General features: G+C 57.9%; 21 protein-coding genes and 1 pseudogene. 18 read left to right on the plus strand and 4 right to left on the minus strand.

Going from position 1 to position 23589, the window contains the following annotated elements:
* The first annotated feature begins 223 nt into the window (after positions 1-223).
* Positions 224-1363: a serine hydrolase domain-containing protein gene (locus EOS_RS33805; RefSeq protein ID WP_235443042.1), complete on the plus strand. Its 1140-nt coding sequence runs from the start codon at positions 224-226 to the stop codon at positions 1361-1363.
* 601 nt (positions 1364-1964) lie between these two features.
* Here EOS_RS33805 and EOS_RS33815 read toward each other — a convergent pair.
* Both EOS_RS33815 and EOS_RS33820 read right to left on the minus strand, forming a co-directional pair.
* Complete coding sequence (locus EOS_RS33815) at positions 1965-2675, minus strand: GntR family transcriptional regulator (protein WP_047896571.1); 711 nt, start codon at positions 2673-2675, stop codon at positions 1965-1967.
* A 205-nt stretch (positions 2676-2880) separates the two neighbouring features.
* Entirely contained in the window at positions 2881-3561 is a 681-nt protein-coding gene (locus tag EOS_RS33820) for a GntR family transcriptional regulator (RefSeq protein WP_047896572.1), read from the minus strand.
* Positions 3562-3770: 209 nt separating this feature from the next.
* Between EOS_RS33820 and EOS_RS33825 the strand changes: the two genes are divergently transcribed.
* The 15 genes from EOS_RS33825 (at position 3771) to EOS_RS33900 (ending at position 20596) form a co-directional block, all read left to right on the plus strand.
* A complete protein-coding gene (locus tag EOS_RS33825) occupies positions 3771-4664 on the plus strand; it encodes a sugar phosphate isomerase/epimerase family protein (RefSeq protein WP_047896573.1) in 894 nt (297 codons plus the stop codon).
* A 127-nt stretch (positions 4665-4791) separates the two neighbouring features.
* Complete coding sequence (locus EOS_RS43770; RefSeq protein ID WP_053064119.1) at positions 4792-5589, plus strand: SDR family NAD(P)-dependent oxidoreductase; 798 nt, start codon at positions 4792-4794, stop codon at positions 5587-5589.
* A gap of 72 nt (positions 5590-5661) precedes the next feature.
* Complete coding sequence (locus tag EOS_RS33835; protein WP_053064120.1) at positions 5662-6717, plus strand: ABC transporter substrate-binding protein; 1056 nt, start codon at positions 5662-5664, stop codon at positions 6715-6717.
* Between the two features lie 30 nt (positions 6718-6747).
* Positions 6748-7584 (plus strand): ATP-binding cassette domain-containing protein, encoded by an 837-nt coding sequence (locus tag EOS_RS33840; RefSeq protein WP_082163615.1) that lies wholly within the window; start codon positions 6748-6750, stop codon positions 7582-7584.
* Between the two features lie 23 nt (positions 7585-7607).
* Positions 7608-8837, plus strand: coding sequence for a sugar ABC transporter permease (locus EOS_RS33845; protein WP_053064121.1), 1230 nt, complete (start codon positions 7608-7610; stop codon positions 8835-8837).
* Between the two features lie 226 nt (positions 8838-9063).
* On the plus strand, positions 9064-9921 hold the full coding sequence (locus EOS_RS33850) for a fumarylacetoacetate hydrolase family protein (RefSeq protein WP_047896574.1): 858 nt from the start codon (positions 9064-9066) through the stop codon (positions 9919-9921).
* 71 nt (positions 9922-9992) lie between these two features.
* Positions 9993-10958 carry a VOC family protein gene (locus EOS_RS33855; RefSeq protein ID WP_047896575.1) on the plus strand — a complete coding sequence of 322 codons (966 nt, stop codon included), beginning with the start codon at positions 9993-9995 and terminating at the stop codon, positions 10956-10958.
* 143 nt (positions 10959-11101) lie between these two features.
* Positions 11102-12196 carry a Gfo/Idh/MocA family protein gene (locus EOS_RS33860; RefSeq protein ID WP_047896576.1) on the plus strand — a complete coding sequence of 365 codons (1095 nt, stop codon included), beginning with the start codon at positions 11102-11104 and terminating at the stop codon, positions 12194-12196.
* A gap of 1035 nt (positions 12197-13231) precedes the next feature.
* Positions 13232-13666: a DMT family transporter gene (locus EOS_RS33870; protein ID WP_047896577.1), complete on the plus strand. Its 435-nt coding sequence runs from the start codon at positions 13232-13234 to the stop codon at positions 13664-13666.
* Positions 13667-14369: 703 nt separating this feature from the next.
* Complete coding sequence (locus tag EOS_RS33875; RefSeq protein WP_047896578.1) at positions 14370-15470, plus strand: ABC transporter ATP-binding protein; 1101 nt, start codon at positions 14370-14372, stop codon at positions 15468-15470.
* 89 nt (positions 15471-15559) lie between these two features.
* On the plus strand, positions 15560-16630 hold the full coding sequence (locus EOS_RS33880; protein WP_047896579.1) for an extracellular solute-binding protein: 1071 nt from the start codon (positions 15560-15562) through the stop codon (positions 16628-16630).
* A 34-nt stretch (positions 16631-16664) separates the two neighbouring features.
* Positions 16665-18002, plus strand: coding sequence for an LLM class flavin-dependent oxidoreductase (locus EOS_RS33885; RefSeq protein WP_200908734.1), 1338 nt, complete (start codon positions 16665-16667; stop codon positions 18000-18002).
* Entirely contained in the window at positions 17999-19771 is a 1773-nt protein-coding gene (locus EOS_RS33890; protein ID WP_047896580.1) for an ABC transporter permease subunit, read from the plus strand. Before EOS_RS33885 ends, EOS_RS33890 begins: the two co-directional genes overlap by 4 nt.
* A gap of 59 nt (positions 19772-19830) precedes the next feature.
* Positions 19831-20064, plus strand: a complete 234-nt coding sequence (locus tag EOS_RS33895; protein WP_047896581.1) for a class II aldolase/adducin family protein — start codon at positions 19831-19833, stop codon at positions 20062-20064.
* A complete protein-coding gene (locus EOS_RS33900; protein WP_235443043.1) occupies positions 20054-20596 on the plus strand; it encodes a flavin reductase in 543 nt (180 codons plus the stop codon). Before EOS_RS33895 ends, EOS_RS33900 begins: the two co-directional genes overlap by 11 nt.
* Here EOS_RS33900 and EOS_RS45055 read toward each other — a convergent pair.
* Positions 20517-20906: a carboxylesterase family protein gene (locus EOS_RS45055; protein ID WP_075645435.1), complete on the minus strand. Its 390-nt coding sequence runs from the start codon at positions 20904-20906 to the stop codon at positions 20517-20519. The two genes, EOS_RS33900 and EOS_RS45055, sit on opposite strands and share 80 nt — an antisense overlap.
* 122 nt (positions 20907-21028) lie before the next feature.
* Between EOS_RS45055 and EOS_RS33905 the strand changes: the two genes are divergently transcribed.
* Positions 21029-21229 carry a hypothetical protein gene (locus tag EOS_RS33905; RefSeq protein ID WP_047896582.1) on the plus strand — a complete coding sequence of 67 codons (201 nt, stop codon included), beginning with the start codon at positions 21029-21031 and terminating at the stop codon, positions 21227-21229.
* Between the two features lie 249 nt (positions 21230-21478).
* Here EOS_RS33905 and EOS_RS33910 read toward each other — a convergent pair whose 3' ends face one another.
* Positions 21479-22612, minus strand: a complete 1134-nt coding sequence (locus tag EOS_RS33910) for a nitroreductase family protein (RefSeq protein ID WP_047896583.1) — start codon at positions 22610-22612, stop codon at positions 21479-21481.
* Between the two features lie 691 nt (positions 22613-23303).
* Here EOS_RS33910 and EOS_RS45810 point away from each other — a divergent pair.
* Positions 23304-23589, plus strand: a pseudogene (locus EOS_RS45810) (phage late control D family protein); the annotation flags it as partial.

Here is a 23589-nt window from a genome sequence, read left to right on the forward strand (position 1 = left end):
TTAGTCAGGGGATTATCGTTCATTAGGTGAAGCTGTACATTCCACGCTTGGATATTGCTCGCGTGTACGGAAGGAATCGACGATGAAACCATCAGCATCCCGGAGGGCTGCAAAAACCCGAACGATGTCCCGACGGGAGTTTGTCATTGCAGCTTCGATAGGTGGGCTGACGACGGCACTTCTGAGTCCACTATCCAGTGCCGCTCTGCCCGGAGTACCAGGAGTGCGGTCCCGGTGGCATCGGGCAAAGGCGCTGGACGCTGTCATCCTTGACGCGGTGAGCAGAGGGCATATCGTGGGCGCGGCGGTCATTGCCTCGCAAGACGGTGAAATTGTCTATCAGGGCGCAGCGGGTTTCGCCGACAGGGAAGCCCGGCGCTCGATGAAAGAAGACGAAGTCTGCAGGTTGGCGTCAATGACGAAGCCGATCGTTTGCGTCACAGCGTTGGCGCTCGTTGATCGCGGTCAGCTTCGCCTGGAAGATCCTGTGACACGCTGGCTTCCGAGTTTTCGCCCGAAGCTCTCTGACGGCCGTGAACCGGTCATCACGGTGCGCCATTTGCTCACGCATACGGCGGGTCTGAGCTACGGATTCCTTGAGGTTCAGGATGGCCCCTACCATCGGCTGGGTATCTCTGATGGTCTGGATAGGTCGGGCTTGACGCTCGAGGAGAACCTTCAGCGGATTGCCTCAGCGCCCCTGCTGTTCGAGCCGGGCACCGGTTGGCACTATTCCGTCGCCATCGATGTGCTTGGCGCCGTAATCGAGCGCGTGACCGGCATGACGTTGCCCGTGGCAGTCCGAAGCATCGTAACGGAGCCTCTGGGGATGTCCAGCGTCAACTTCGTATCAGCAGGCACTGTATTGGCAACGCCTTACGGCGATGCCTCTCCTCAGCCCGATCGCATGACGGAACCCTATTCACTCAGGTTCGGGCAAAGCGCGATTGTCTATTCACCCGCTCGTGCTTCCGAAGCGACGGCGTTTCCCTCGGGCGGCGTCGGCATGATCGGAAACGCCAGGGATTATCTGCGGTTCGCTGAAGCAATCCGCACCGGCGGCGCAGGCATCATTCGCCCGGAAACGGCGGCCGCGATGACGACCAATGCCATCGGTGAGTTGCCCGTCGGCGCGGCCGGTCCGGGATTCGGCTGGGGTCTCGGCGTGGCGGTTCTCAAGGATCCGCTTGCAGCGAAGTCCCCGATTAACGCGGGCGCCTGGAATTGGTCCGGTGTATATGGCACGAACTTTTGGGTGGACCCGGCCGCTGGCATTTCCGTCGTTGCGTTGACGAATACCGCCGTCGCCGGAATGACGGGTGATTTCCCAGTGGCGCTGCGCCGCGCGGTCTACGCCGGATGACGCATCTGTATCGCTGAGTTGCATGCCCATTGCATCATAGCGCCCGCAACAATGAGAGTCGATGAGATTGGGCTGTTGGTTCAAACAGTCTGCCGAGAAATTTTCAAGAAAAAAGAAAATCTACCGGATAGGAGAGCGCTGGAAGAGGGTCAAGGGTGGTCAGCGACTGGTGCACAACTGGTATCGCAGGCAGGATAGAGGTGAGTTTGACGCACGGGTGGCGTGCGAACAATTTTGGGATAAACAGGCAAAAAAGAACGCTCCGTGATCGCTTGCGGAGCCTTCGTCATGCCGAAGGTGATGGGGCTTGTCGTCCCGATGTATAGGGCGAGTGTCGCGTGTTATCGGGCCTCCTGTCAGCCGTTCCGGTCCTCGCCATCAAGATCGTGCCGGTGTAGCAGCAAGTGGTCCGTAATGCCAGTGTCGGTGCATTCCTCGCTCGTGTTGTCCTTATCCGGGAAGGACGCTATGAAGTCAAGGCTCCCGCCTATGAGCAAAATCGGATTGCATTTTGAGGGTCACGACTGCAGCAAACATGCTCCGGATCTCGTTCGATTTCGTTGTCTGCTCCCAGAAAGAAGAGAGGAGCCCGACGTCCACACTATGTGACTTTGCTCAATCTAACTTCCAATGCCGCCGCAACAAGCTTCGTTGTTCGGCCGAAGTGTTCAACGAGTAGCGAGGATGCAAGTTCAACGTCATGCGATAGCACGGCATGCACAATCGCGTCGTGTTCATTCGCTAAATTGCGGTCGTGAGCGTGTGGCGCGGTAGCCGACAGATGTCGGTATCGTGCGGTTTGATCACGAAGCAACATCGCAAAGTGGGTCAGGCGCTCGGACTGACAGCCAGCGATGAGTACTGTATGAAATCGGTTGTGCGCTACCTCCCATTCGGGATTTAGCCTATTGGATTCCTGCGGTTCGTAGACCGAAAGCCGTTGCAATTGATGATGTGCGGAAAGCACATTGCCTTCCCATTGTGTATCACGTCGGCGAATTGCCCGGACGATCGCAAGGCGTTCAATGTCTTGTCGAGTTTCCGTTATGTCGACGAGCTCCTCGAGCGATATGTCCGCAACGCGAAATCCCTTTTGATCCACTGCGACAACGAACCCGGTTGCGCACAAGCGCGAAAGGGCCTCGCGCAAAGGAATTGCCCCGGCGCCATAACGCTCGCCGAGCTCTTTCACTCGAAGCTTGCTCCCCGGGAGCAATGAGCCGGTAATTATGTCGCGCCGAACTAAGTCCTCAAGGGTGGCCGCCATCGTGCGGGATGAAAGCAGGTGGGCCGCATTGGTCGGGGTCAGCATTTCTCAGATATCAAAATATGAATCTTGATTTTATATATTTATTTGGAATATTACTAGCGGCACCTGTTTGTCTGAGGCGACAAGCTGGCCGCCACCTCGACACGGCGACTTTCGGCGACGAAAAGACGACATTTTTCAAGCCTTGCGGCCACGGGAAACAATCCCGAGCGTCAGTCAGCGGTCGCGGAGGGCGGTTATCACGGAGTTAACTCGCAGGTGTTTCTGACACACGGACCAGACGGTTTGCTGTCTCCTGCAAATGGCGACTTATCTTTTCAGTGGCTGCTTGAATGTCCCGGTTGAGCACGGCGTCGACCAGTCCCTTATGTTCGGCTAGCACGTCGCGGGCACCGCCGGGCACACGCACGGAAAGGTACCGGTAGCGCTCGCTCTGTTGATACAGCATCCGATGTAACCGCAACAACCATTGGTTAGGGCAAGCTGCCACGAGCGCATGGTGAAACTGGGAGTGACTGAGGACCCATTGGGCATTCAGGTGTTCCGGGGCATCGCGATCGCGTTCGGGTACGCGGGAGAGGTGATGAAGGGCCGAAACGATGCCGCCTTCCCAAGCCAGGTCCCCATGACGGATAGCCTCAGCTATGCATAGTTTCTCCACCTCAATGCGCGCCTGAACAAGATCGCGAAGATCGTTTTGGGAAACCGGGCTCACGCGGTAGCCGCGCGCCGGCTCTGACACGACCCACGACTCCGCCTCCAGCATCGCCAAGGCTTCGCGAACCGCTCCAGGGCTAACCTTCTGTTCCTCGGCCACCGAGGCGATGTTTATCTTGGCGCCCGGTTCACAAATGCCCTCGATGATCGCGCTGCGCAATTGCTCGAACACAAGTCGCGTCTGTCCGGACGTCTTTGGGCTATCGACCATACAACTACTCTCCTTTGAAAGACCTCAGACTCGTAAACCCTAGTGGACGCTCATTGGTGCAAAACATATAGTATCAAACATAATATATTTTTTATTGATTTGAAGATTAAGTCGTAAAAATATCACAATTTTCAGGTTCTGCGAATCCACCGCATTGACAAGTGACTCTACAAAACGGCGTATAGGTTGGCCCTGCTGACGGAGGAAACATGGAAACACCAAATATCGAGCTGATCGCCTCTTACTGGACGCTCGCGGGCAATGTACGACCCGGCGGAGTAACGGAAGTCAGTCCCCACAGCCTGAAGGATCGTGCCGAAGCAGCGGCGATGGCAGGTTGGAAGGGATTGGGGATTGTGCATGCCGATGTTTTGGCATCTATCGATCGCTATGGTGTTCCTACGATTCGCAGCATCCTGAACGACAACGGACTGATCCACAACGAAGTAGAGGTTTTGACGAAGTGGCATCGCGACGGCGACAAGCTGAACGATTCCAACCGCATGCGCGATGAGTTGCTCGAGTTCGGCGGAGAGATCGGTGCGCGCAACCTCAAGGTCACCGCTGGGTTGTTCGAGGAAGGACCGCCAGACATGGCAAAGTTTCGTGACCGGTTTGCCGATATGTGCGCGCGGGCCGCGCCGTACGGGATTAACGTTGTGGTTGAGTTCCTGCCATTCTCGAGTTTCAACACGATCGATCTGGCCATCGAGTTGGTGAGCGGCAGCGGACCGAATGGCGGTATTTGCATGGATATATGGCATGTGGCGCGAGGGGATCAACATGGCCACGTCAAATCGATTCCTATCGAGCTGCTCAAAGCGGTAGAGCTCAATGACGCAGATGCGGTCGTCGTCGGCACCTTGCTGAACGATTCGACCAACCACCGCAGGCTGTGCGGGGAGGGCGACATTGACGTGCGGGGCTTCGCTCGCGAAGTGATCGAACTTGGATACGATGGGCCATGGGGCGTCGAAATAATTTCCGAGGAACTGCGCAACATGCCGCTACGGCAAGCGGCCGAGCGAGTTTTCCAAACGACGATGGGGCAGTTTCAAGGCGTACCGATTTCCGGCCGACCCAGCCTCGAGCGACAGGCTTAAGTCCCTTCCCTTTCATGCTGGCAAGTTATTAGCACGCTGATAACAAAGTCCAAATGATCAGGAATACGAAGCGCCACTAACGAAAGAGCAATTATTTATCGACTTTACCCATCCTGGAGACATAGAAATGAACTTCACCCTGCCGGATTTAGTGGTAGTGACCGGAACTGCAAACGGGCTCGGTAAGGCATTGGCAGCAAAGCTTGTCCAATCGTCTGTTTCAGTAATCGGTATCGACCTGGCAGACGCGGCAAAAGATATGAGCGACTTGCCTGGATACACGCACGTAAGCGGTGGTGTTGATGCAGCGCAGACTTGGGAAGTTGTCACGAAAATAATTGCGTCGAAAAAGCCCAAGCTGATTGGTCTTGCCCACTGTGCAGCGATGCTTGTGCAGGGGACCGTGGAGGAGGTGTCCTCAGAATCATGGCGCCGCATCCTGGACGTGAACATAGTGGGTGCCGCGAAAGCCATGTCCGCGCTTGCGCCGCTTATGACCGAGTGCGGCAAGGGCTCAATAGTCCTGGTAGGAAGCGTCACCGGTTTCCTGGGCGAGGAAGCGATGTTTGCCTACGGCGCTACGAAAGGGGCGGTGCTTCAAATGGTTCGGGGGGGCGCCCTTGACTTCGGTCGCAGGCAAATTCGAGTGAACGCGGTATCGCCGGGCCCGATGGCGACAGAAATGTTCTATGCGCACATGAAGGCCGCTCCTGATCCCGCCGCCTGGTTGAAGCGGCGCGAAGACCGTCAGCCTTCGGGGTCTGTTCTTGAGCCGGAGCAGGTCGCGAACGCGATTATCTATTTCTTGTCTGCGGAAAGTGAGGGGATTACCGGTGCGAATCTTCCGGTTGACGGCGGGCTTACTGCCGGGTTCGAGTTCCGCAATATCAACATGGAAGGCGCTAACAAGCATCATGGAGGTTGATGCGAATTAGTCGGCTCATCCGCGGAAACTTCTCTCAAATATTTTTAAGAAAAGAGTCTTGGAGACAGTCAAATGTTCACAAAACGCCTATGGATGCTGATGGTCGCCACGACTTTCACCAGTTCTAACGTGATGGCGGCCGACGCGAAAACGATTGCGATGCTCATGCCTAATACAGCGGACGTACGTTTCGATAAAATCGATGGTCCGCAGTTTCAAAAGGAAGTGAAAAGACTTTGCCCGAGTTGCAATGTCATCATTAGCAATGCTCAGGGTGATGCAAGCCGTCAGCAGTCACAAGCTGAAGCAGCAATGACGCAGGGAGCTGACGTTTTGGTGATTGACCCGTTCGACGGCGGTGCGATGCGTAATGTCGTGGTCACCGCCAGACAGAAAAACATCCCTGTGATTTCGTATGATTCACTGATCGCCGACGCTCCAATTTCTTACTATGTCTCGTTCGACGCGAAGCAAGTCGGCGAACAACTGGCGCAGAGTCTCGTGGATCGGATGAAACAAATTGGCACGTCCTCCAAGTGCGTCGTGTCGATTCGTGGGGACGTGTCTGATCACAACGAAGAGGCCTTCTGGGCAGGTTCGCTCCCTGTATTCAAAAAGGCTGGATCCAAACTTTGCTTCGATTCGACAACGCCGGGCTGGTCCTCATCAAAAGCCCAAGCGGCCATGGATCAAGCCATTACCAAGATCGGTGTAAAGGAGATTGGTGGGGTCTATAGCATGGCCGACGGACTCTCCGCTGGCATAGTCGCCTCGTTCGTCAACACCGGGGTGAAAGACTTTCCGCCGATAACTGGCCAGAACGGCGACGTCGCGGCGCTGCAGCAAATCCTCGCCGGACGGATGTATATGACGGTTTGGAAAAACAGCATCACATTGGCCCAGACCGCAGCCAACATGGCCGTAGCGGTGGTTCAAGGAAAGACGCCTGAGACGACATCCTCGATCGAAAACGGTGGAGATAAAGTTCCTGCAATTCTCATCAAGACAGTCGTAGTCACTAAGGAAAACCTCAAGGATACGATCGTTGCGGCCAAGTACGTCGATGTCGCGGCGTTATGCAAAGGCGACTATGTCAAAGACTGCCAGGCTGCTGGGATATCTCAGTAACACCTTTCGATATACGAATGAGGTAACGCTATGAACGTCCAGACGCCGGGCACAACCAATGGCACCGCAGCCGTCCCAAATGCACCTCGCAAGGTCGAGGCTTTGCAAGTGAGTCCATTGCTCGAATTGCGATCGGTCAGCAAAAGCTTCGGGGCCGTGAATGCATTGCGCAATGTGTCTCTCTCGCTTTACCCCGGACGTGTGACCGCACTTGTGGGCGACAACGGGGCAGGCAAGTCGACGCTTGTGAAGACCTTGACGGGCGTTCATTCGCCAGACTCGGGGGAAATTCTCTTCGACGGCAAGGCGGTTCGCTTTTCTTCCCCGAAGGAGGCCGCAGAAGCGGGAATTGCGACGGTGTTCCAAGACCTTGCGGTTTGCGGCAACTTGTCTGTGGCAGAAAACCTGTTTCTCGGGCGCGAGCTAACCACAGACAGTTGGAACCCCTTGCGTGCACTGCGCCGTACCCGAGTGGCCGAAATGGAGCGAAAGTCCCGTGAACTGCTTGCGTCATTGAACGCGAAGGTTCCGTCGCTTCGAAATGCGGTCGAAACGCTCTCAGGCGGGCAACGACAAAGCGTTGCAATTGCGCGAGCGTTGCTAGGCGAACCTCGCGTCGTCATTCTCGATGAGCCCACTGCAGCTCTTTCGGTGGGACAAACCGCCGAGGTGCTTGCAATGATTGAACGGCTTCGCGATGCGGGAATGGCGATCCTTGTCATCAGTCACAACCTGGCTGATGTGTTTCGGGTAGCGGATGACATTGCGGTTCTGAGGCTTGGAGCGAATTCAAAGCTGTTCGAAGCCAAGACTTGCTCTCAAGAACAGGTTATTGCCGCCATCACTGGTGCGCAGTGGGCAAACTGATCACGCCGCAAACGGAGAAGTTTATGAAAACCAACTTAAATCACCAGGACGGAGCGTCTGCGATCAACGGCGTGAAGAGCAACATGTCGATTGCTCAGCTTCGTACGAAGCTCCAGGCCTTGGGTTCCAGTTCGGCGCTCGGCGGAATGCTTCCGGTACTGATCAGTATCGTCGTATTAAGCATCGTTTTTCAATCGCTGAACGGCAAGTTCCTAACGGCGACCAACCTTACGAATCTGATGTTGCAAGTGTCGGGTACCGGCACCATTGCAGTCGGCGTGGTGCTGGTGCTGTTGCTGGGCGAGATCGATCTTTCTGTCGGCGCGTTGAGCGGGACGGCTGGAGCCCTGCTCGGTGTCTTGTACGTGAACAACGAATTGAACGCAGTGCTCGCGATTGTTCTCGTTGTCGTGGCGGCGCTGGCGTGGGGCGCAGCTCAAGGGCTGATCGTGACGTTTTTCAGGCTCCCAGCCTTCGTCGTCACCTTGGCTGCGCTGCTTGCGCTACAGGGCGTTCAAAACCTGTTGTTAGGCCCGACGATTACCATCAACTTTCCGTATTCTGGCGGCGTTGCAAAGTTGACGTCGACCTTTCTCTCCCCTCTGCAAAGTTGGGTGGTCGCTGGCGCAATCGTGGCCTGCATCGTTGTTACGCAATTACTGCGGGCGCGCGAGCATGCCGAAGCGGGAAGCGCCGATTTCCGGCGAGCAATCCTGAGGATCGTGATCACCAGCGCGGCGACGATTGCTGCAGTAGCAGTTTTGAATAGTGATCGCGGAGTTCCCCTCGTGATGCTTCTGTTCATCGGTATCGTTGTATCGACTGACTGGGTTATCCGTCGGACAGTCTATGGTCGGCACGTGATGGCCGTGGGCGGGGATATCGAAGCTGCACGCCGGTCTGGTGTGGCGGTCCAGCGTATTCGGATCAGCGTATTCGCCTTGGGTGCGGGATTGGCGGCCTTCGGTGGGATCCTTTCGGCGTCAAGGCTGATAGCGGCCACCGGATCCGCCGGCGGTGGGGACGTGCTGATCAATGCGATCGCGGCTGCCGTGATTGGCGGTACCAGCCTTTTCGGGGGCCGCGGCACGGTCTACTCAGCTTTGCTTGGGATTCTGGTTATCGGCGGGATCTCGAACGGCATGGACCTGCTTAATCTTTCACCGGGCGTCAAATTCGTGGTCACGGGTGCCGTGCTGATGCTGGCAGTCATCACTGACGCGTTGGCTAAGCGTGGTCGCACGGCCAGGTAACAACGAAGACCGGTGCGCTAGGTGCTGTTGGCGTTAGAACATAGCCGCAACGCAATCCATGAGTCGATGATTTCAAGTCCGTGAGCGGACGTGGATGAACCTGAAGGAAGCTTTCCCCGTTTCGATGAGTGTGAAAGGCCAGGTACCGGCAACGGCCCGTGCAGCGGCCGAAGTTAAATTGCTATGTTCCACGTTGCAGTGGTGGGACAAACAAAGGAGAGCAAAAATGCGATTTGTACAGTTCAAAAAAGAAGGGGCTCAATGGCTCGGTCTGCGTGTGGATGCCGACCGTGTACGGGTGTTGGGCCAACACTCGCTTGATGAGCTGATCGCGACGGGCGAGGATCTATCCGAATTTGTCGAGAGTTTGCCGCCGGAAGAGTATGCGTCCCTTTCTGAACTGCAGTTTCTGCCGCCGGTGAGCCGGCCTGGCAAGATCATTTGCGTAGGACTGAACTACACTGACCACACTCGCGAGAGTAACTACGAGCAACCTGCTTATCCGACGTTGTTCCTTCGGGTGACGACAAGCCTGATTGCTCACAATGAGCCGATCGTTCGCCCTACGGTCTCCGACTGTCTCGACTACGAAGGGGAGTTGGCTGTGGTACTGAGCGGAGGAGGCCGCCATATCGCAAAGGCTGACGCACTGAGCTTCATCGCCGGTTATGCGCTCTTCAATGACGGCTCCGTTCGCGACTATCAATTTAAATCCCCGCAATGGACAGTGGGGAAAAACTTTGACGGTACCGGTGCGTTTGGCCCCGAATTCGTGACGCCGGACGAAGTTCCGGCGGGAGCAAAAGGGCTTCTTCTTGAAACGCGCCTGAATGGGGAAGTCGTGCAGTCAGCTTCTGTCAGCGACATGGTGTTCGATATCGAAACGCTCATCTCCACCATTAGCGAGGCGATGACACTTGAAGCGGGTGATGTAATCGTGACCGGTACCCCTTCCGGAATTGGTTGGGCTCGTGAACCGAAGCTTCTTATGAAGCCGGGTGACGTCTGCGAGGTGAGTGTTGAAGGATTCATGACATTGCGCAATCCTATCGCCCAGGAGTCTTCGAATCCGTCGTCGAAGTGAACTAAGCGTCAGTTTGGCGGCCCGGAGAGCGCGCTAAGAAGGACCGTCCGCCGCTTTACAGGGGAGGGAACATGCAAGAACAACTTGGAGCACCGACGCGTGTCAGCTCGGTCCACTCGATCGATCATTTTGCGCTTAATGTGCCGTCAATCGAAAGCGCGAGGCATTTTTTCACTGCGTTTGGCCTTGATGTTCGGTTGATCGAGCGAGCCGAGAAAGCTGAGTTGGAACTGCGCGCGCTCGACGGACATCGCTGGGCGCGAATCCTGCCATCGAATGAAAAGTCGTTGGCGTACCTCAGCTTCAGTTGCTACGAAGGTGATCTCGAAGCGATCGAGGATCAAATCCGTAGTGCCGGGGGCAGGCTCATGACGGATGTTCCTGCCGCAATAGGGCCTGAATGCTGCAGTCCGGGTGGGCTATGGTTCGCGGATCTAGATGGGAACATGATTCACGTGGGCGTAGGCCGGAAGACAACTCCATCTGCGAAAGGCGCGAACGTTAGCCCGGCCATTCCAGCCGACGTTCGTGGAGCCTACCCGCGGTCGGAGGCAAAACTTGTTCGCCCGCGCCGAATGAGCCATGTGCTGCTATTCACTCCTGACGTACCTCGTGCGGTTGCCTTTTATCAGCAGGCGCTTGGTCTAGGTCTGAGCGACAAGTCAATCGACATCATCGCCTTCATGCACGCCGTTCACGGTTCTGATCATCACTTGCTGGCATTTGCCAAAAGTACCGCGAAGGGTTGGCATCATGTTGCGTGGGACGTAAAGGACATCAACGACATTGGTGTCGGCGCCAATCAAATGGTTGCAGCCGGCTACGCCAAAGGCTGGGGTACGGGACGGCATGTTCTGGGTTCCAACTATTTCCATTACGTCATGGATCCGTGGGGATCGTTCTCCGAATATTCCGCAGACATCGATTTTATTTCTGCAGGAAAACCATGGATGACAGGAGATTTTCCTCCCGAGGACTCGCTCTACCTATGGGGTCCGGATGTGCCTCCCTTCTTTATACATAACACTGAGGCCTGACGCGGCTCATAAGGCCAACGCGAGGGATAAGGAACGGTGATGGTTAAGTACATGTTCTAGTGGACTGCCATGAGCGCTCAAGCGCCTTTTATTGCGCCAGGTGTCAGGGCATTGCGAGTCAAACAAAATGTGGAGATAGAATCATGAGCAAAACGGGTACAGGGGAACAGGACATTGTTGGTTTCGGTTGCTTGGGAATAACCCATCCTCACACGTCAGGGCGAGTGAAAGCTTTGCAGCGGAGGACAGACGTGAAAATTTTCGGGGCGGCGGATGACAGCGCTTTACTTAGTCCCTTCGCGGCAGAGTTCGGCCTCGAACGGCGGACCAGGGAAGCCATCCTTTCCGACGACCGAATTCATGCCGTTCTGGTTCATTCCAAGAGTGAAAAGATGGCGGACCTCACCATTGAGGCATTAGAGGCGGGCAAAGCCGTACTTGTGGAAAAGCCGGCCGGGCGTAGCGCCGCAGACGCGCGGAGAATAGTCGACGCGGTACAACGAACGAACGGATTGGTGCAGGTCGGATATTGTTGGCACTTTTCTCCGTCTGTCGAAGCGATGCAATCTGCCATCGAGAAAGGCAGACTAGGAAAGATCCTTCAGGTACGTGCGCATGCCGGTTGCTCTCATAACGAAGCAGCTACTAGTCACTTGAATGATCCTGAGGACATAGGCGGCGCCGTTTTCGTCATTGGCTGTCACATGATCGAACGTATCCTGAATCACTTTGGATTACCTAAGTCGGTAAATGCCCGAATCACCAAGTTTCCCGGATTTCGCGGAACTGAATCTCGTGAAGATGCGGCCGGTGCGATCCTGAACTACGACGACAAGGTAATTAGCATCGACTTCATGTCGTGGGACGTGTTGCCATGGGCGGAAAGCTGGGATCTGACGGCATATGGTACGGAAGGAATCATGAGCTCGCGCGTGCTGCCGGCCTCTTACAAGGTGTACGACAGCGGCCGGGCCGGCATGCCGGAGGGTTGGACAGAATGGCGGGAGACAAGCTTTCCGGAAGGATGGGCCGCAAGAAAGACAGAATATTCACCCGAACTCGCTGAGATTGATAACACTGTTTATTTCGATCGCGAAGCGGCTTCGTTCTTGAATTCCTTCCGAAACGGCACGCCGTCCGCCATTCCGGCAACGCAGGCATTGAACATCAATCTGGTTATTGAAGCCTTGTACGCTTCATCGGAATCAGCGGGTGCAGAAGTCCACTTGAAGGTTTAAGAACTCCTGACAGCGACCTGAGAGCCTGCCAGGCTGGGCGGGGTGCCTTACTCCGACGCGGTCCGGGTTGTGAGAACCACTGCGTTGAAAATGGTCGCGGCGAAGGCGCATAGTCCGTCGTTGTTGATGCTCTTTGACTGGAGTATGTCCGAACAGGCGAGTTTCAATGCCGGTCTCAGATCCCGGGCACGGGGCCAGCCGCTGTGAGAGCGCGAATCACGTCTTCTTGACACCTTGCGTTAGGAGATTCCCGTGAAAGCGAAAGAGTTCGATGACTGTCGGGATCTGTCTCCCGGTGATCGTGCAACGTTAGTTGAGGGGCTAACCGCTCTGCTTAGAGATCGGTCCGCGGCGTACACAATTGCAGCCGGTGTGGCTGCTGCTCGTGGACGCGAAGCGCCCGACGTCGGGGACTTCGGGATTTCTGACATCCTCCGCCTCAAGCGAATGTTTGAGCCCGTCGAACGCGAGGTGTCGACCCTTCCAGACAAGGCCTAACGAGAAATCGGCACCTCGTTGATCCAAGGGAAAGAGTTGAGAGCTCACGAATATTTGATGTCTTCGGCTGGAGAATGGGCCGAACAACGGTAGACCTGCCTTCAGATTCAAGCTCCGGGTTTTCTTACATCAAACTGCTTTGCAGTCCAAATTTGCGTGATCCTCAAACTGCGTTGCGTAGGCGGTGGCTTGTAGCTGCCAATGGCGTTAACGTTTGATGGATTTGATGCGCGGGATGGCTGCTGACACCGCCGCGCGACTACTCAATTGCACAGGAGACGGAAGGTGTTGAGGGTAGTTGTGCTGTGAGCAGGCCGAATCGGGAAGGCATGCCGATTCGTACAAGGTGCGCTTGAACGGTTCTCGAATGCCCTTGAGGCAAAGAGCCCAATGCTGGCTATGCCACGTGACGGGATAAGTGCTCTACGGATTGCGGATTGTGCCCTTGAATCCGCTGATACCAGACGGAGCGTGATGTGTGAATTGTCTGTTTCGCGGTCGGCTTTGGTCGCATGCGACGCAAACAGCGGAGGACGGATGGATCTTTTTCTGAGCTTGCTTGGGATTTTTGCCGGGGCGATGCTCCCTTTGCAAGCAGCGATCAACGCTCGGTTGGCTACCGCAGTTGGATCGCCAATTTGGGCGGCAGCAATCTCTGGAGCCGTGCTTACACTAGCCTTGATTGCAGCGGCACTCATCGGGTTGCGCACTGGGCCACGTCTAGTGGGCAATGAACTACCCTGGTGGGCATGGACGGGTGGGTTTTGCGGTGCGGTCGTGCTGTCTGCCACTACTGCCATCGCTCCGCGTCTAGGCGCCAGCACAATGATCGCGCTTGTAATGGCAGGCCAGATCCTCTGCTCGATTTTGCTCGACCAGTTCGGCTTACTTGGCTTGTCCGTACACGAAACAAGTCCTAAGAGGATGGCCGCTTCAATATTACTGATGGCCGGTGCTGCGTTGATGCGTTAGCAACCAGCTCTGCTGACCGCGATCCAATCAGGGCCATGGACAGGGTCAACAACCGAGCCGAAAACAGATCCCATCAAGCATCCTGGTCGTCGGCAGGCTGACCTCTAAAATCAGTGTGCCGAGGTTTGCTCGCAGGAGAGTGTCATGTGTCGATGCAACGACCTGAAACCTGACATCGCCATTGACACGCAAAGTCATATCAATATCAGCGCACTGTGCACTTGATAACGCCCGCACCAAAACGGTGACCGTGATACAGCGCCCTATCAAAGCACAGAGGGTCCCTTGCTACCCGTACGCATGGCCACGGCCATAGGCCGACCATTGCCCGGTGCGACTTTGTCAGCACGGGGCTCAAGGCTTTCAAAGCGCCCTTACTAAAGCCGGTTTCTCCACTGTTGGTCTGAGGACACGCGGTCCGATGGCAATCCGGATGAAGCATCGCCAAGTTACTGATCGCATCCTTACCGCTAGCGATCGCGGGACTTTCATCTTGCCGTCTCGCACCTGTCACAGGGCTCCGAAGCGAGTGGATGACATAGGGCCATCCTATGGATTGCATGGGAAAACAATATTTTTACCTTTAATTTGACTTGTTAGATTAGCTCCCGTCCGCAGGGTGTTCAAGGCGCGACAGACGGGATGTCGGCCTCACCCATCAGTATCGTTCCGGCATGCCTGCCCACTATCCAGGAGTCACCTCATGGCAAGTCTTGCCAGTTGCGCAGATGACGTCCGTAGCACACTTCCCCGGCCAGTGCCGGTGAAAATGCGTACCGAGGGACTGTCGAAGCACTACGGCACTGCACTCGCGCTCCATCCTATTGATCTCGAAGTGCATAGCGGTGAGCTGCTTACACTGCTCGGTCCATCTGGCTCCGGCAAGACGACCTTGCTTCAGATCATCTGCGGTCTCGTCGAGCCGACCGCCGGCAAGCTCTTCATCGATGCGATCGACCGTACCCACGCGCTCGCTCATCAGCGCGACATCGGCGTGGTGTTTCAGAATTACGCGCTGTTCCCGCATCTGAATGTGTTCGAAAACATCGCGTTTCCGCTGCAGATGCGGCGCGTCGATGGTCCCTCGATCCGCGCCAAGGTTATGCACGCGCTTGAGATGGTTGGCCTCGAGACGTTCTCTGGGCGCTTCCCGCGCGAGCTATCGGGAGGGCAGCAGCAACGCGTTGCGCTGGCGCGCTGCCTCGTGTATCAGCCGTCGCTGCTGTTGATGGATGAATCGCTGTCCGCGCTCGATCGCAAGCTGCGGGAAAGCATGCAGATCGAGATCAAGCGCATCCATCGCGAAACCGGTTCGACGATTATCTTCGTTACGCATGATCAGGAAGAGGCGCTCGCGCTTTCCGATCGCGTCTGCCTGATGAACACCGGTCGGATCGAGCAGATCGGCACGCCCGAGGACATCTACGAACGTCCGCGCACTACCTTCGTGGCGGACTTCATCGGCATCTCAAACAAGCTGCGCGGACGCATTACACCCGAGTCCCGGCTCGCGACCCCCGATGGCGCGATTCCTCTGCCCGCCGGTTGCGCAGTGCGTGCCGGTGTGACGGAGGCGACGATCATCGTGCGCCCCGAACATGTTCGTATTGCTACCGAGGGCGGCTACCTGGGCGGCCACGTCGTCGAGCGAATCTACGGCGGCTCGGAGACACGCTTGCTCGTACGTCTTGCGAGCGGCGCCGTCATGACCGTCCGGCAGCCGGCGGGCAGCCCGAGCCGGGAGGTCGGTGCGATCGTGTCGCTGCACTGGCTCGAATCCGATTCCCGTCTGCTCGATAGCTAGGCGCCGTACCTCGCTGTTCCTACTTTGTCCCGGCAGCCTTCTCGTTGCCGCTACCGCCCGAATTTCCTCACCTTCTCCTGGAGATCGTATTGAGCACGACAAAAAATGAAAGCCGGCGACGATTCCTCAAAACGACAGGGGCCACCGGCCTCGCGCTGGGCGCGCCCACCATCTGGATTCCCCGTGCAATGGCCGCGGATACACTGACCATCGCCGACAACGGCGGCGCACTCGGCCCCGCGATGCGCATGGCGTTCTACGACCCATTCGAAAAGGAAACCGGCATTCGTATCGTCAATGTGGCGCACGAATCCGATCCGGTCACACAGTTCAAGTTGACGGTCGACTCGGATTCGCACATCTGGGACCTCGCGATGGTGACGCCCGACAACGTGCTGCGTCTTACCGATGCCAAGAACTATCTCGCACCGCTCGACATCGGGCCAGGCGACGCGAAGGGTATTTTGCCCGGCATGCTGACTTCGAACTGGTTCGGCTTCTCGGTGTACGGCGTCGTGATGGCATACCGTACCGACAAGTACGCGAAGGCCGTTCCGACTGGCTGGCGCGACTTCTGGGACACGTCGAAATTTCCGGGGCGGCGCGGACTCTACCGCTCGCCGAGCGGCACGCTTGAAAACGCACTGCTTGCCGACGGCGTCGCGCCGAAGGACATCTATCCCATCAACATCGACCGAGCGATGAAGTCGCTTGACAAGATCCGTTCGTCGGTTTCGGTGTGGTGGGCCAACGGTGCGCAGAACACGCAGTTGCTGCAAAGTGGTGAAGTCGACATGGCTGACACGTGGAATGCTCGTGCGCTCGCCGCGATTTCATCGGGTGCGCCCGTGAAGATCGTCTGGGAGGGCACCTACAGCGTCGACGGCTGGTCCATTCCGGTCGGCACGCCGCGTCTGAAGCAGGCACAGCAGTTCGTGCGCTTTTGCATGCGCCCGGACCGCCAGGCCGTCTACGCGAGCATTGTCGCGAACGGCCCCAGCAACAGCGATGCCTTGAAGCTGATCGATCCGAAGCGTGCCGAACTGCTGACGACGTATCCGAAAAATCTCGAACGGCTGATCCGCCGCGACTCGGCCTGGTGGGGCAAGAACTTCGATTCGGCCAACGAGCGCTACCAGGAATGGCTGCTCCAGTCGTGAACCCTCGAACCCTCCCTTTCTTCGCGAAGACATCATGACCAATCGACATATGCCGCTCGGCCTGCTTGTGCATCCCACGGGCTCTCACCCGGCTTCGTGGCTCAAATCAGGCGCGCCTCGCGATGCATCGACGAACATCGACTACTACCGCAGCCTCGCGAGCCTCGCCGAAGCGGGAAAGTTCGACTTGTTCTTTATAGCTGACACGCCGGCCGCGCGGACGGAAAAGCTCAACGTCCACACGCGTTATCCGTCTTTCATGAACTGCTTCGAGCCGATCACGCTGCTTTCCGCGCTGGCCGGCTCGACTCGGCATATCGGCCTCGGCGCAACGGCGTCGACGAGCTTCTACGAGCCGTACAACCTCGCGCGCCAGTTCGCGTCGCTCGATCATCTGTCGCACGGCCGCGCGGGCTGGAATGTCGTGACCTCGGCGAACGACTACGCCGCTCGCAACTTCGGCCTCGACAAGCTGCCGCCGCACGACCAGCGCTATGCCCGGGCGCGCGAATTCTTCGAGGTCGTCGCGAGCTTGTGGGATACGTGGGAGGACGATGCGTTCGTTGCCGACAAGGCGAGCTGCACGAGTTTCGTGCCCGAGAAATTCCACGTCACGGATCATTCGGGCAAGTTCTTCCAGGTGTACGGCGGGCTGAACATCAAGCGCACACCGCAGGGGAGGCCGGTCATTATCCAGGCCGGCTCATCGGAAGACGGCAAGTCATTCGCGGCCGAGACCGCTGAAGTCGTCTTCTCGTCCGACCCGACCCTCCTGGCAGCGAAGAGCTTTTACGCTGACCTGAAGGGTCGCATGCCGAAGTTCGGCCGCGATCCCGATTCGATGAAGATACTCGCGGGGCTGTCCGTGGTCGTCGGCGACAGCGAGGCCGAGGCACAGGACAAGTATCAGGAACTGCAGAACCTGATCCATCCGGACGTGGGCCGCATGCGCCTCGGCGCCGATCTCGAGGCGGACCTGAGCGGGTTGCCGCTTGACGAGCCGGTGCCCGAGCACATGATTCCGGCCAAGTCCAATTTTCACCAGGCCTATTTCAATCAGATCGTTGCCATGATCCGCGAGCAGAAGCTCACGTTGCGCCAGCTCTATTCGAGCTACGAGCGGGGCAAGGTGACGTTGTGCGGCACATCGGCGCAGATTGTCGACCATATGCAGGAATGGATCGACGGCAAGGCCGCCGACGGCTTCATGCTTTCCTTCCACCTGTTGCCCGACGACCTGTCTGCGTTCGTCGAGCGAGTGATTCCCGAGATGCAACGGCGCGGCGTGTTCAGAAAGGAATACGAGGGCGGCACGCTGCGCGAGAACCTTGGTTTCGAGTGGCCGGCGAACCGTCACGTGGCGACGTCATGAACGCTTCAACGATTGCCGCCGGACGCGCACGCCCGGCTTCCCGCGGCTTGCGGCCCGGGCCACTGTGGCTGGCACTGCCGGGGGTGCTGTTTCTCGCGGTGTTTCTGCTCTATCCATCGCTGAAGCTGCTGTCGTTGAGCGTGCTGAAAAGCGACGGCACATTGTCGTTCGCCGCGTTCGCGCGCTTCTTCGGTCCAAGTGTCTATCGACAGGTCTTGCAGACCACGTTTGCGATCGCGCTCGAAACCACTGCCTGCTGTCTGCTGTTTGGTTATCCGCTCGCTTACTGGCTCGCGGGCTTGTCGAGGCAGCGCCAGCAGATCGTTTCGCTGTTGGTGCTGCTGTCGTTCTGGAGCAGCGCGCTCGTGAAGACCTTCGCGTGGCTTGTGCTGCTCGGCCGCACCGGTTTCATCGCGCAGGTGCTGCATGCACTTGGCATCGGAGGCGGCGAGCATCTGCTGTTCAACCGTACGGTTGTGGTCTTCGCGATCGCCCATACGCTGTTGCCGCTCGCCGTCGTGACGATGCTGCCGGTCATGAACCAGATCGACCGGCGTCTGTCGATGGCCGCGTCCACGCTGGGCGCCGACCGCGCGCAGGTCTTCTGGCGCGTGTTCTTCGCGTCGTCGATGCGCGGCGTGGCGGCTGCCGGCCTGCTTGTATTCATCGGTGCGCTTGGCTTCTTCATCGCACCGACGCTGCTCGGAAGCCCACGCGAGATGATGCTGGGCCAATTGATAATCGTGCAGATCAACGAGCTTCAGAACTGGCAACTCGCCAGCGCGCTTGCCGTGGTGCTGGTGCTGTCGGCGCTCGTAACCTGCCTGATCTACGATCTCGTATTCGGTCTGTCGTCGCTCGCCGACGACAAACGCGCCGGGCACTCGATGCGCCAGCACCACCTGCGCCGCGTCGGCATTGGCATGGTGAATTTCCTCGGCCTCGTGTGCTCATTCGCGGTGAGCGCTTACGACCGGCATCTGCGGCAGGTCGTGCGCGTTGATCTGCTGACCGTGTATGCGTGGCTTGTGATCGCGGTGCTGCTGTTTCCGATTCTTGCGATCGTGCCGATGGCGTTCAGTGCCGACACGTTTCTGTCGTTTCCGCCGAAGGGTTTCAGCCTTCGATGGTTTGCAACGTACTTCGAGTCGCCGCTATGGATCGGCGCGACGCTGCGCTCGTTCGGCATCGGCGTGATCGTCACGATCGTGACCACGGCGGTCGCAACGCCGGCCGCACTCGGCATCGCACGCTCGGGCGGCAAACTCGCCAGCGGCTTGTTCCTGCTATTCCTGTTGCCGATGATCGTGCCGTCAATCGTGATTGCCATCGCACTGTTCTACTTCTGTGCGCACATCTCGCTCGTGGCGACCAATCTCGGCATCGTGATCGGTCACATCGTGATCGCCATGCCGATGGTTTTCGTGATTCTGCTCACCACGTTCAAGGGCCATGACTGGGGTATCGACCATGCTGCCGCCACGCTCGGCGCGAACCGGCTTCAGGTCTTGCGGCACATCACGCTGCCGTCGATCCGTAACGGCCTCGCGGCGGCGTTCGTCATCGGCTTTCTGAGCTCGTTCGAGGAATTGACCGTGGCGCTCTTCATCGGCGGTGGCATCAAGACGACGCTGCCCAAGCAACTCTGGGACGACATTTTGCTGCAGGTCAGCCCCACGCTTGCGGCAGCTTCTACGGTCGTGCTGTGCGTCGTGACCTTGCTGTTTCTGGTGTTGCAATGGGTGCGCCCGAGCGGCAAGGTTGCATGACGGCCGGTCATACGTAACGCATTCGACGCTTCCAAAGACCACTTCACCATTCACGCCCTATGGACGAACATCAACTTCGCACCGATTTCGCTGCCGCTTTCCGCTGTTTTGCCCACCTCGGCATGCACGAAGCGGTCGCCAATCACTTCAGCGCCGCGGTATCGCCGAACGGCCGGCGCTTCCTGATGAATCGCAAGTGGCAGCATTTTTCGCGGATTCGCGATTTCTCGATCGCTCACTTCGAAGAAGTGAAGTGCATGCTGGACAAGGAGGACGCGTCGTATGCGCAGTGATTTCGATACGGTCAAGGACTGGACGATGCAGGCAGACGACGATGTTCCGCGCGTGACGCTGGAGCGGTTTCGCGACGCGATGGCGCAGTTGGGAGCGGCGGTCCATATCGTTACGACGGACGGACCTGGCGGCCGCGCAGGCTTCACGGCTTCTGCCGTGTGCAGCGTGACGGATGCTCCGCCCAGCGTGCTCGTGTGCATCAATCGCGGTTCGTCGGCGCATGCGGCGACCATTGCGAACGGAGTGGTTTGCATCAATACGCTGAGCGCCGACCAGCAAGGATTGTCGGGTGCATTTTCGGGCAAGGTGCCGATGACGGAGCGCTTCGCGCATGGCGAGTGGCTTTCGTGCGAAAGCGCGGCGCCGGCGCTCGGCGGGGCGATCATGTCGATAGACTGCAGAATTACCAACGTGGTTGCCGTCGGCACGCACGACATTCTCGTTTGCGAGGTTACGCAAATCCTCGACAACGCCCATGAGGGGATTCTGATTTACTACAACCGGCAATATCACGGCGTTCGGAAAAAGTAAACGCAGCCCAGCACCGGGCGCCGGGTTTCGTGGCGTCGCGTACGCCGCGCCAGGCTTGCACGGGTGGCGGCTCCTTCCATCGCAAGTTTCCTACTAGCGCCGCAGCGTAAGGAATTGCTTCGAAACTGACAATTCCCGACGCGTCAGCCGGATTGCCTGCGAGGCTTCCAGAGGCGATCGTCACGTGATTGTCGAGTGGGGTCGACGAGATGTCGGGCGTCACGTTGTTGCCACCGCAAGCAGTCAGCACCGCTGCCGTGATCGAAAATGCGGTTCCGCAGAGCAGCGTTTTGCTCTTTAGCCAAAGCATGGCGTTTGACTCCGTTTCGGGCGGCTCATGATGTCCGCCGCTATTGCTTCAGAACGAGTGCTTGATATCGGCCATCACGCCGAGTTGGCCGATGCCTGCGGCAGGGATTGACCGGCCCGGTGATGGCGCCTACGCCTGTTGGCGAACGGCTGATCGAAGGCGTCGCACGCGTGTTGGCTATGGTGCAGCAGGAAATCTGGAGCGCGAAGTCGTTTGACGCCACGACGACGGCAAGTACCTTCTCAGTATGCCTAAGTGACATGCGCATGGATGTATTTTCGATTGACCTGCAGGATAACGTGTCGCCGTGCCTGAACGACTGATTGATAACCTGCCGATAGTTCATCCTGCTGCGGAAACGGTGTGACAAGGTTGCAGCGAAGCGTTTATTCGAACGCGAGCCGGCAGCCTGTCCTGAAGCGCCGCGCAAGATCGTCGACGCTCGGTTGTGTAGTTGCTGGGCCGCGAAAGTGGAGATTGCCGATTCGGCGGCAAAGAGACGCGTGCTGCTTTTGACGTCTGTTCGCCCTGGGAAGATGAGCGAGCTCAATAGCAAACCAGTAACGAGTACGTCACGCGACAACTATCGACGACAGCGGCCGGCGGGGGCTTCGCGGAGCCGTCGCACCGGCGTAGCCGAGGCGGAAACCGAAGATAGGCTCCCATCCGTTCCAGTTTTGCGGCAGCGCTGCACGTATGGATGAGGATACCGGCGAGGTTCCTTGTGTGCGGGTCTCGTAGTCGATCACTTCGATGAAATGGTTCATTGGCTGCATCGCCAGGCTGCGGTTTGTACCGTCGAGATGGATGCGCTGCCAAAGCCGTCCAGCCTCAATGTGCAGGCGATGATCCTGTCTTGTTCCGCGGACCATGATCAGCCCGAACGCGGATGCCGTTGCGCAGGCCACCGTCCGGGTGGCCTTCAGCCAGTTCGCGTCGGCTTGTTGCAGGACTTCGGCGCTCAGGGGGGACGGATTTGCCGCCGCCGCGCGCACGCCTGTCCAGCGACTTTCGCGCAAGCCTGGCGTGTCGATGATGCGCTGGGTCGCCTGCATCATCAGGTCCGTAAAGATGGCGCCGCCCGGTGAGGCTGACTCCAGGAAAAGAACTTTCGTATCGGACGAGGACGTCAGTCCGGCAAGCGCGTCGAGCGTCGCCTGATCGACCTTGCGACCCGTGTCGTAGGGAAGGCGATTGGTGTGTCGGCGGGCAATTGCATCATGATACGGGTGCTTCGCTTGCCGGGCCGGCTCCAGTTCGATCACCGCGGCGAGATTGTCATCGCCAGCGGACAACTCAGGCAACAGACGGACGACAGGGTTGATCCCTTGAGCCGGCGCGGCTACGCATGCGTTCTCGATGGCGCATCCGAGGCCCATGTAAAGCTCTCGCTGGAACGGGTCGAGTTCACCGACAGCACGGTCCTTGTCGGCCAGTACCTCGATGCGAGTGGAGCCCAGCCGGAACAACCAGGGCTGGGTATCGTAGGGGCTCGCGGAAAGGATCGCTGCAGCCGCAATCCGGACGACGCCCGTTCCCTGACCCGACTCCCAGTAATCCCACGGCCCCTCGCCGCCGACGTTGGGGAGGGGCGACAGTGAAGCAGTGCCGGGTAGGCCTGACGGCTGACCAAACGCGGACAGATCGACCAGTGCGGCCAGTCCGCCGGCGAGGAATGAACGACGGGAAAAAGAGGAAGTTGTCATGGCATGCACTCGCGCGGGTTGTGACAGACACAGCACGGTACGCAGACCGGAGGCTGGATGACGGATTTCTATGGTAAAGGTTCTACGAGTGGGAACACTCTTGCTGGACGGAGATTCTGTTTTTTCTCGTAGTGAGAAGTCGGATCGTTTGCCGTCGAGGGGCGATCAGGGGTGAACGATTCTGCGCAGTCAAAGGCTGCCAATTGCGATATGAATCATGGCTTCGGACACGTTATCCGGAAACCCAAAGTATCCGGCTTTGGGCGGCGCATGTCCTTGCGCTACAGCGACCTTCGTCGCAATCTCGTATGCAGTTGTCCGCTCCCGTAACAATGCATTCAAGCCTTGTGCGATAACTTCGCGGTCGGAAGCGGACAGGGTCCGCATCGAAAAAACCAGGGACAGTTCGTCTGGCCGCAGCCCGGAACCGCCACGCGTCGGGCGATCACGCAGGAGCAACTGGCTGGACTGGTGCTCGGATTGCCGTGGCAAGTATCGGCCAAGACGGCGTATTCGCGTCGTGTAAGCCGGCCCGCGACAATCGGTGTGTCTGCCAATACCCTTGTGGCACGGGCGGTAACACAATACTGCTCGTGATCGATACGACACACCACAGCATGAACGCAGATGAGCTGCGCGCACTTGCCTTCGAATTGATGTCCGCAGTTCAGGCTGAACTGGTTATTCACGGATTGGCCGCGACTACGGATTCCCGATCGATGCTCTTTCTACCTCCGCTGCCGTTGAACTCAAGAAGCTGATTGCCCAGCCCGTCACATTGTGGATCCAGCAGACCGACAGGTCCTATTTGCCTCACCATGGATACGTGCACACTGCGCGCTGCCTTGGGTCGGATAGCGGTCTCACGAGCCGAGGACGACTGGTGGGGCTTCGTCCACCGTCTCATGGAAAGCGAGGGCCTGTTCAGCTATTTTGAGCAGGCCGACGACGGTAAATCGCATACCCTGGTCATTACC

Source organism: Caballeronia mineralivorans PML1(12) (assembly GCF_001028175.1).
In the GTDB taxonomy this organism is placed as follows: Bacteria; Pseudomonadota; Gammaproteobacteria; order Burkholderiales; family Burkholderiaceae; genus Caballeronia; species Caballeronia mineralivorans.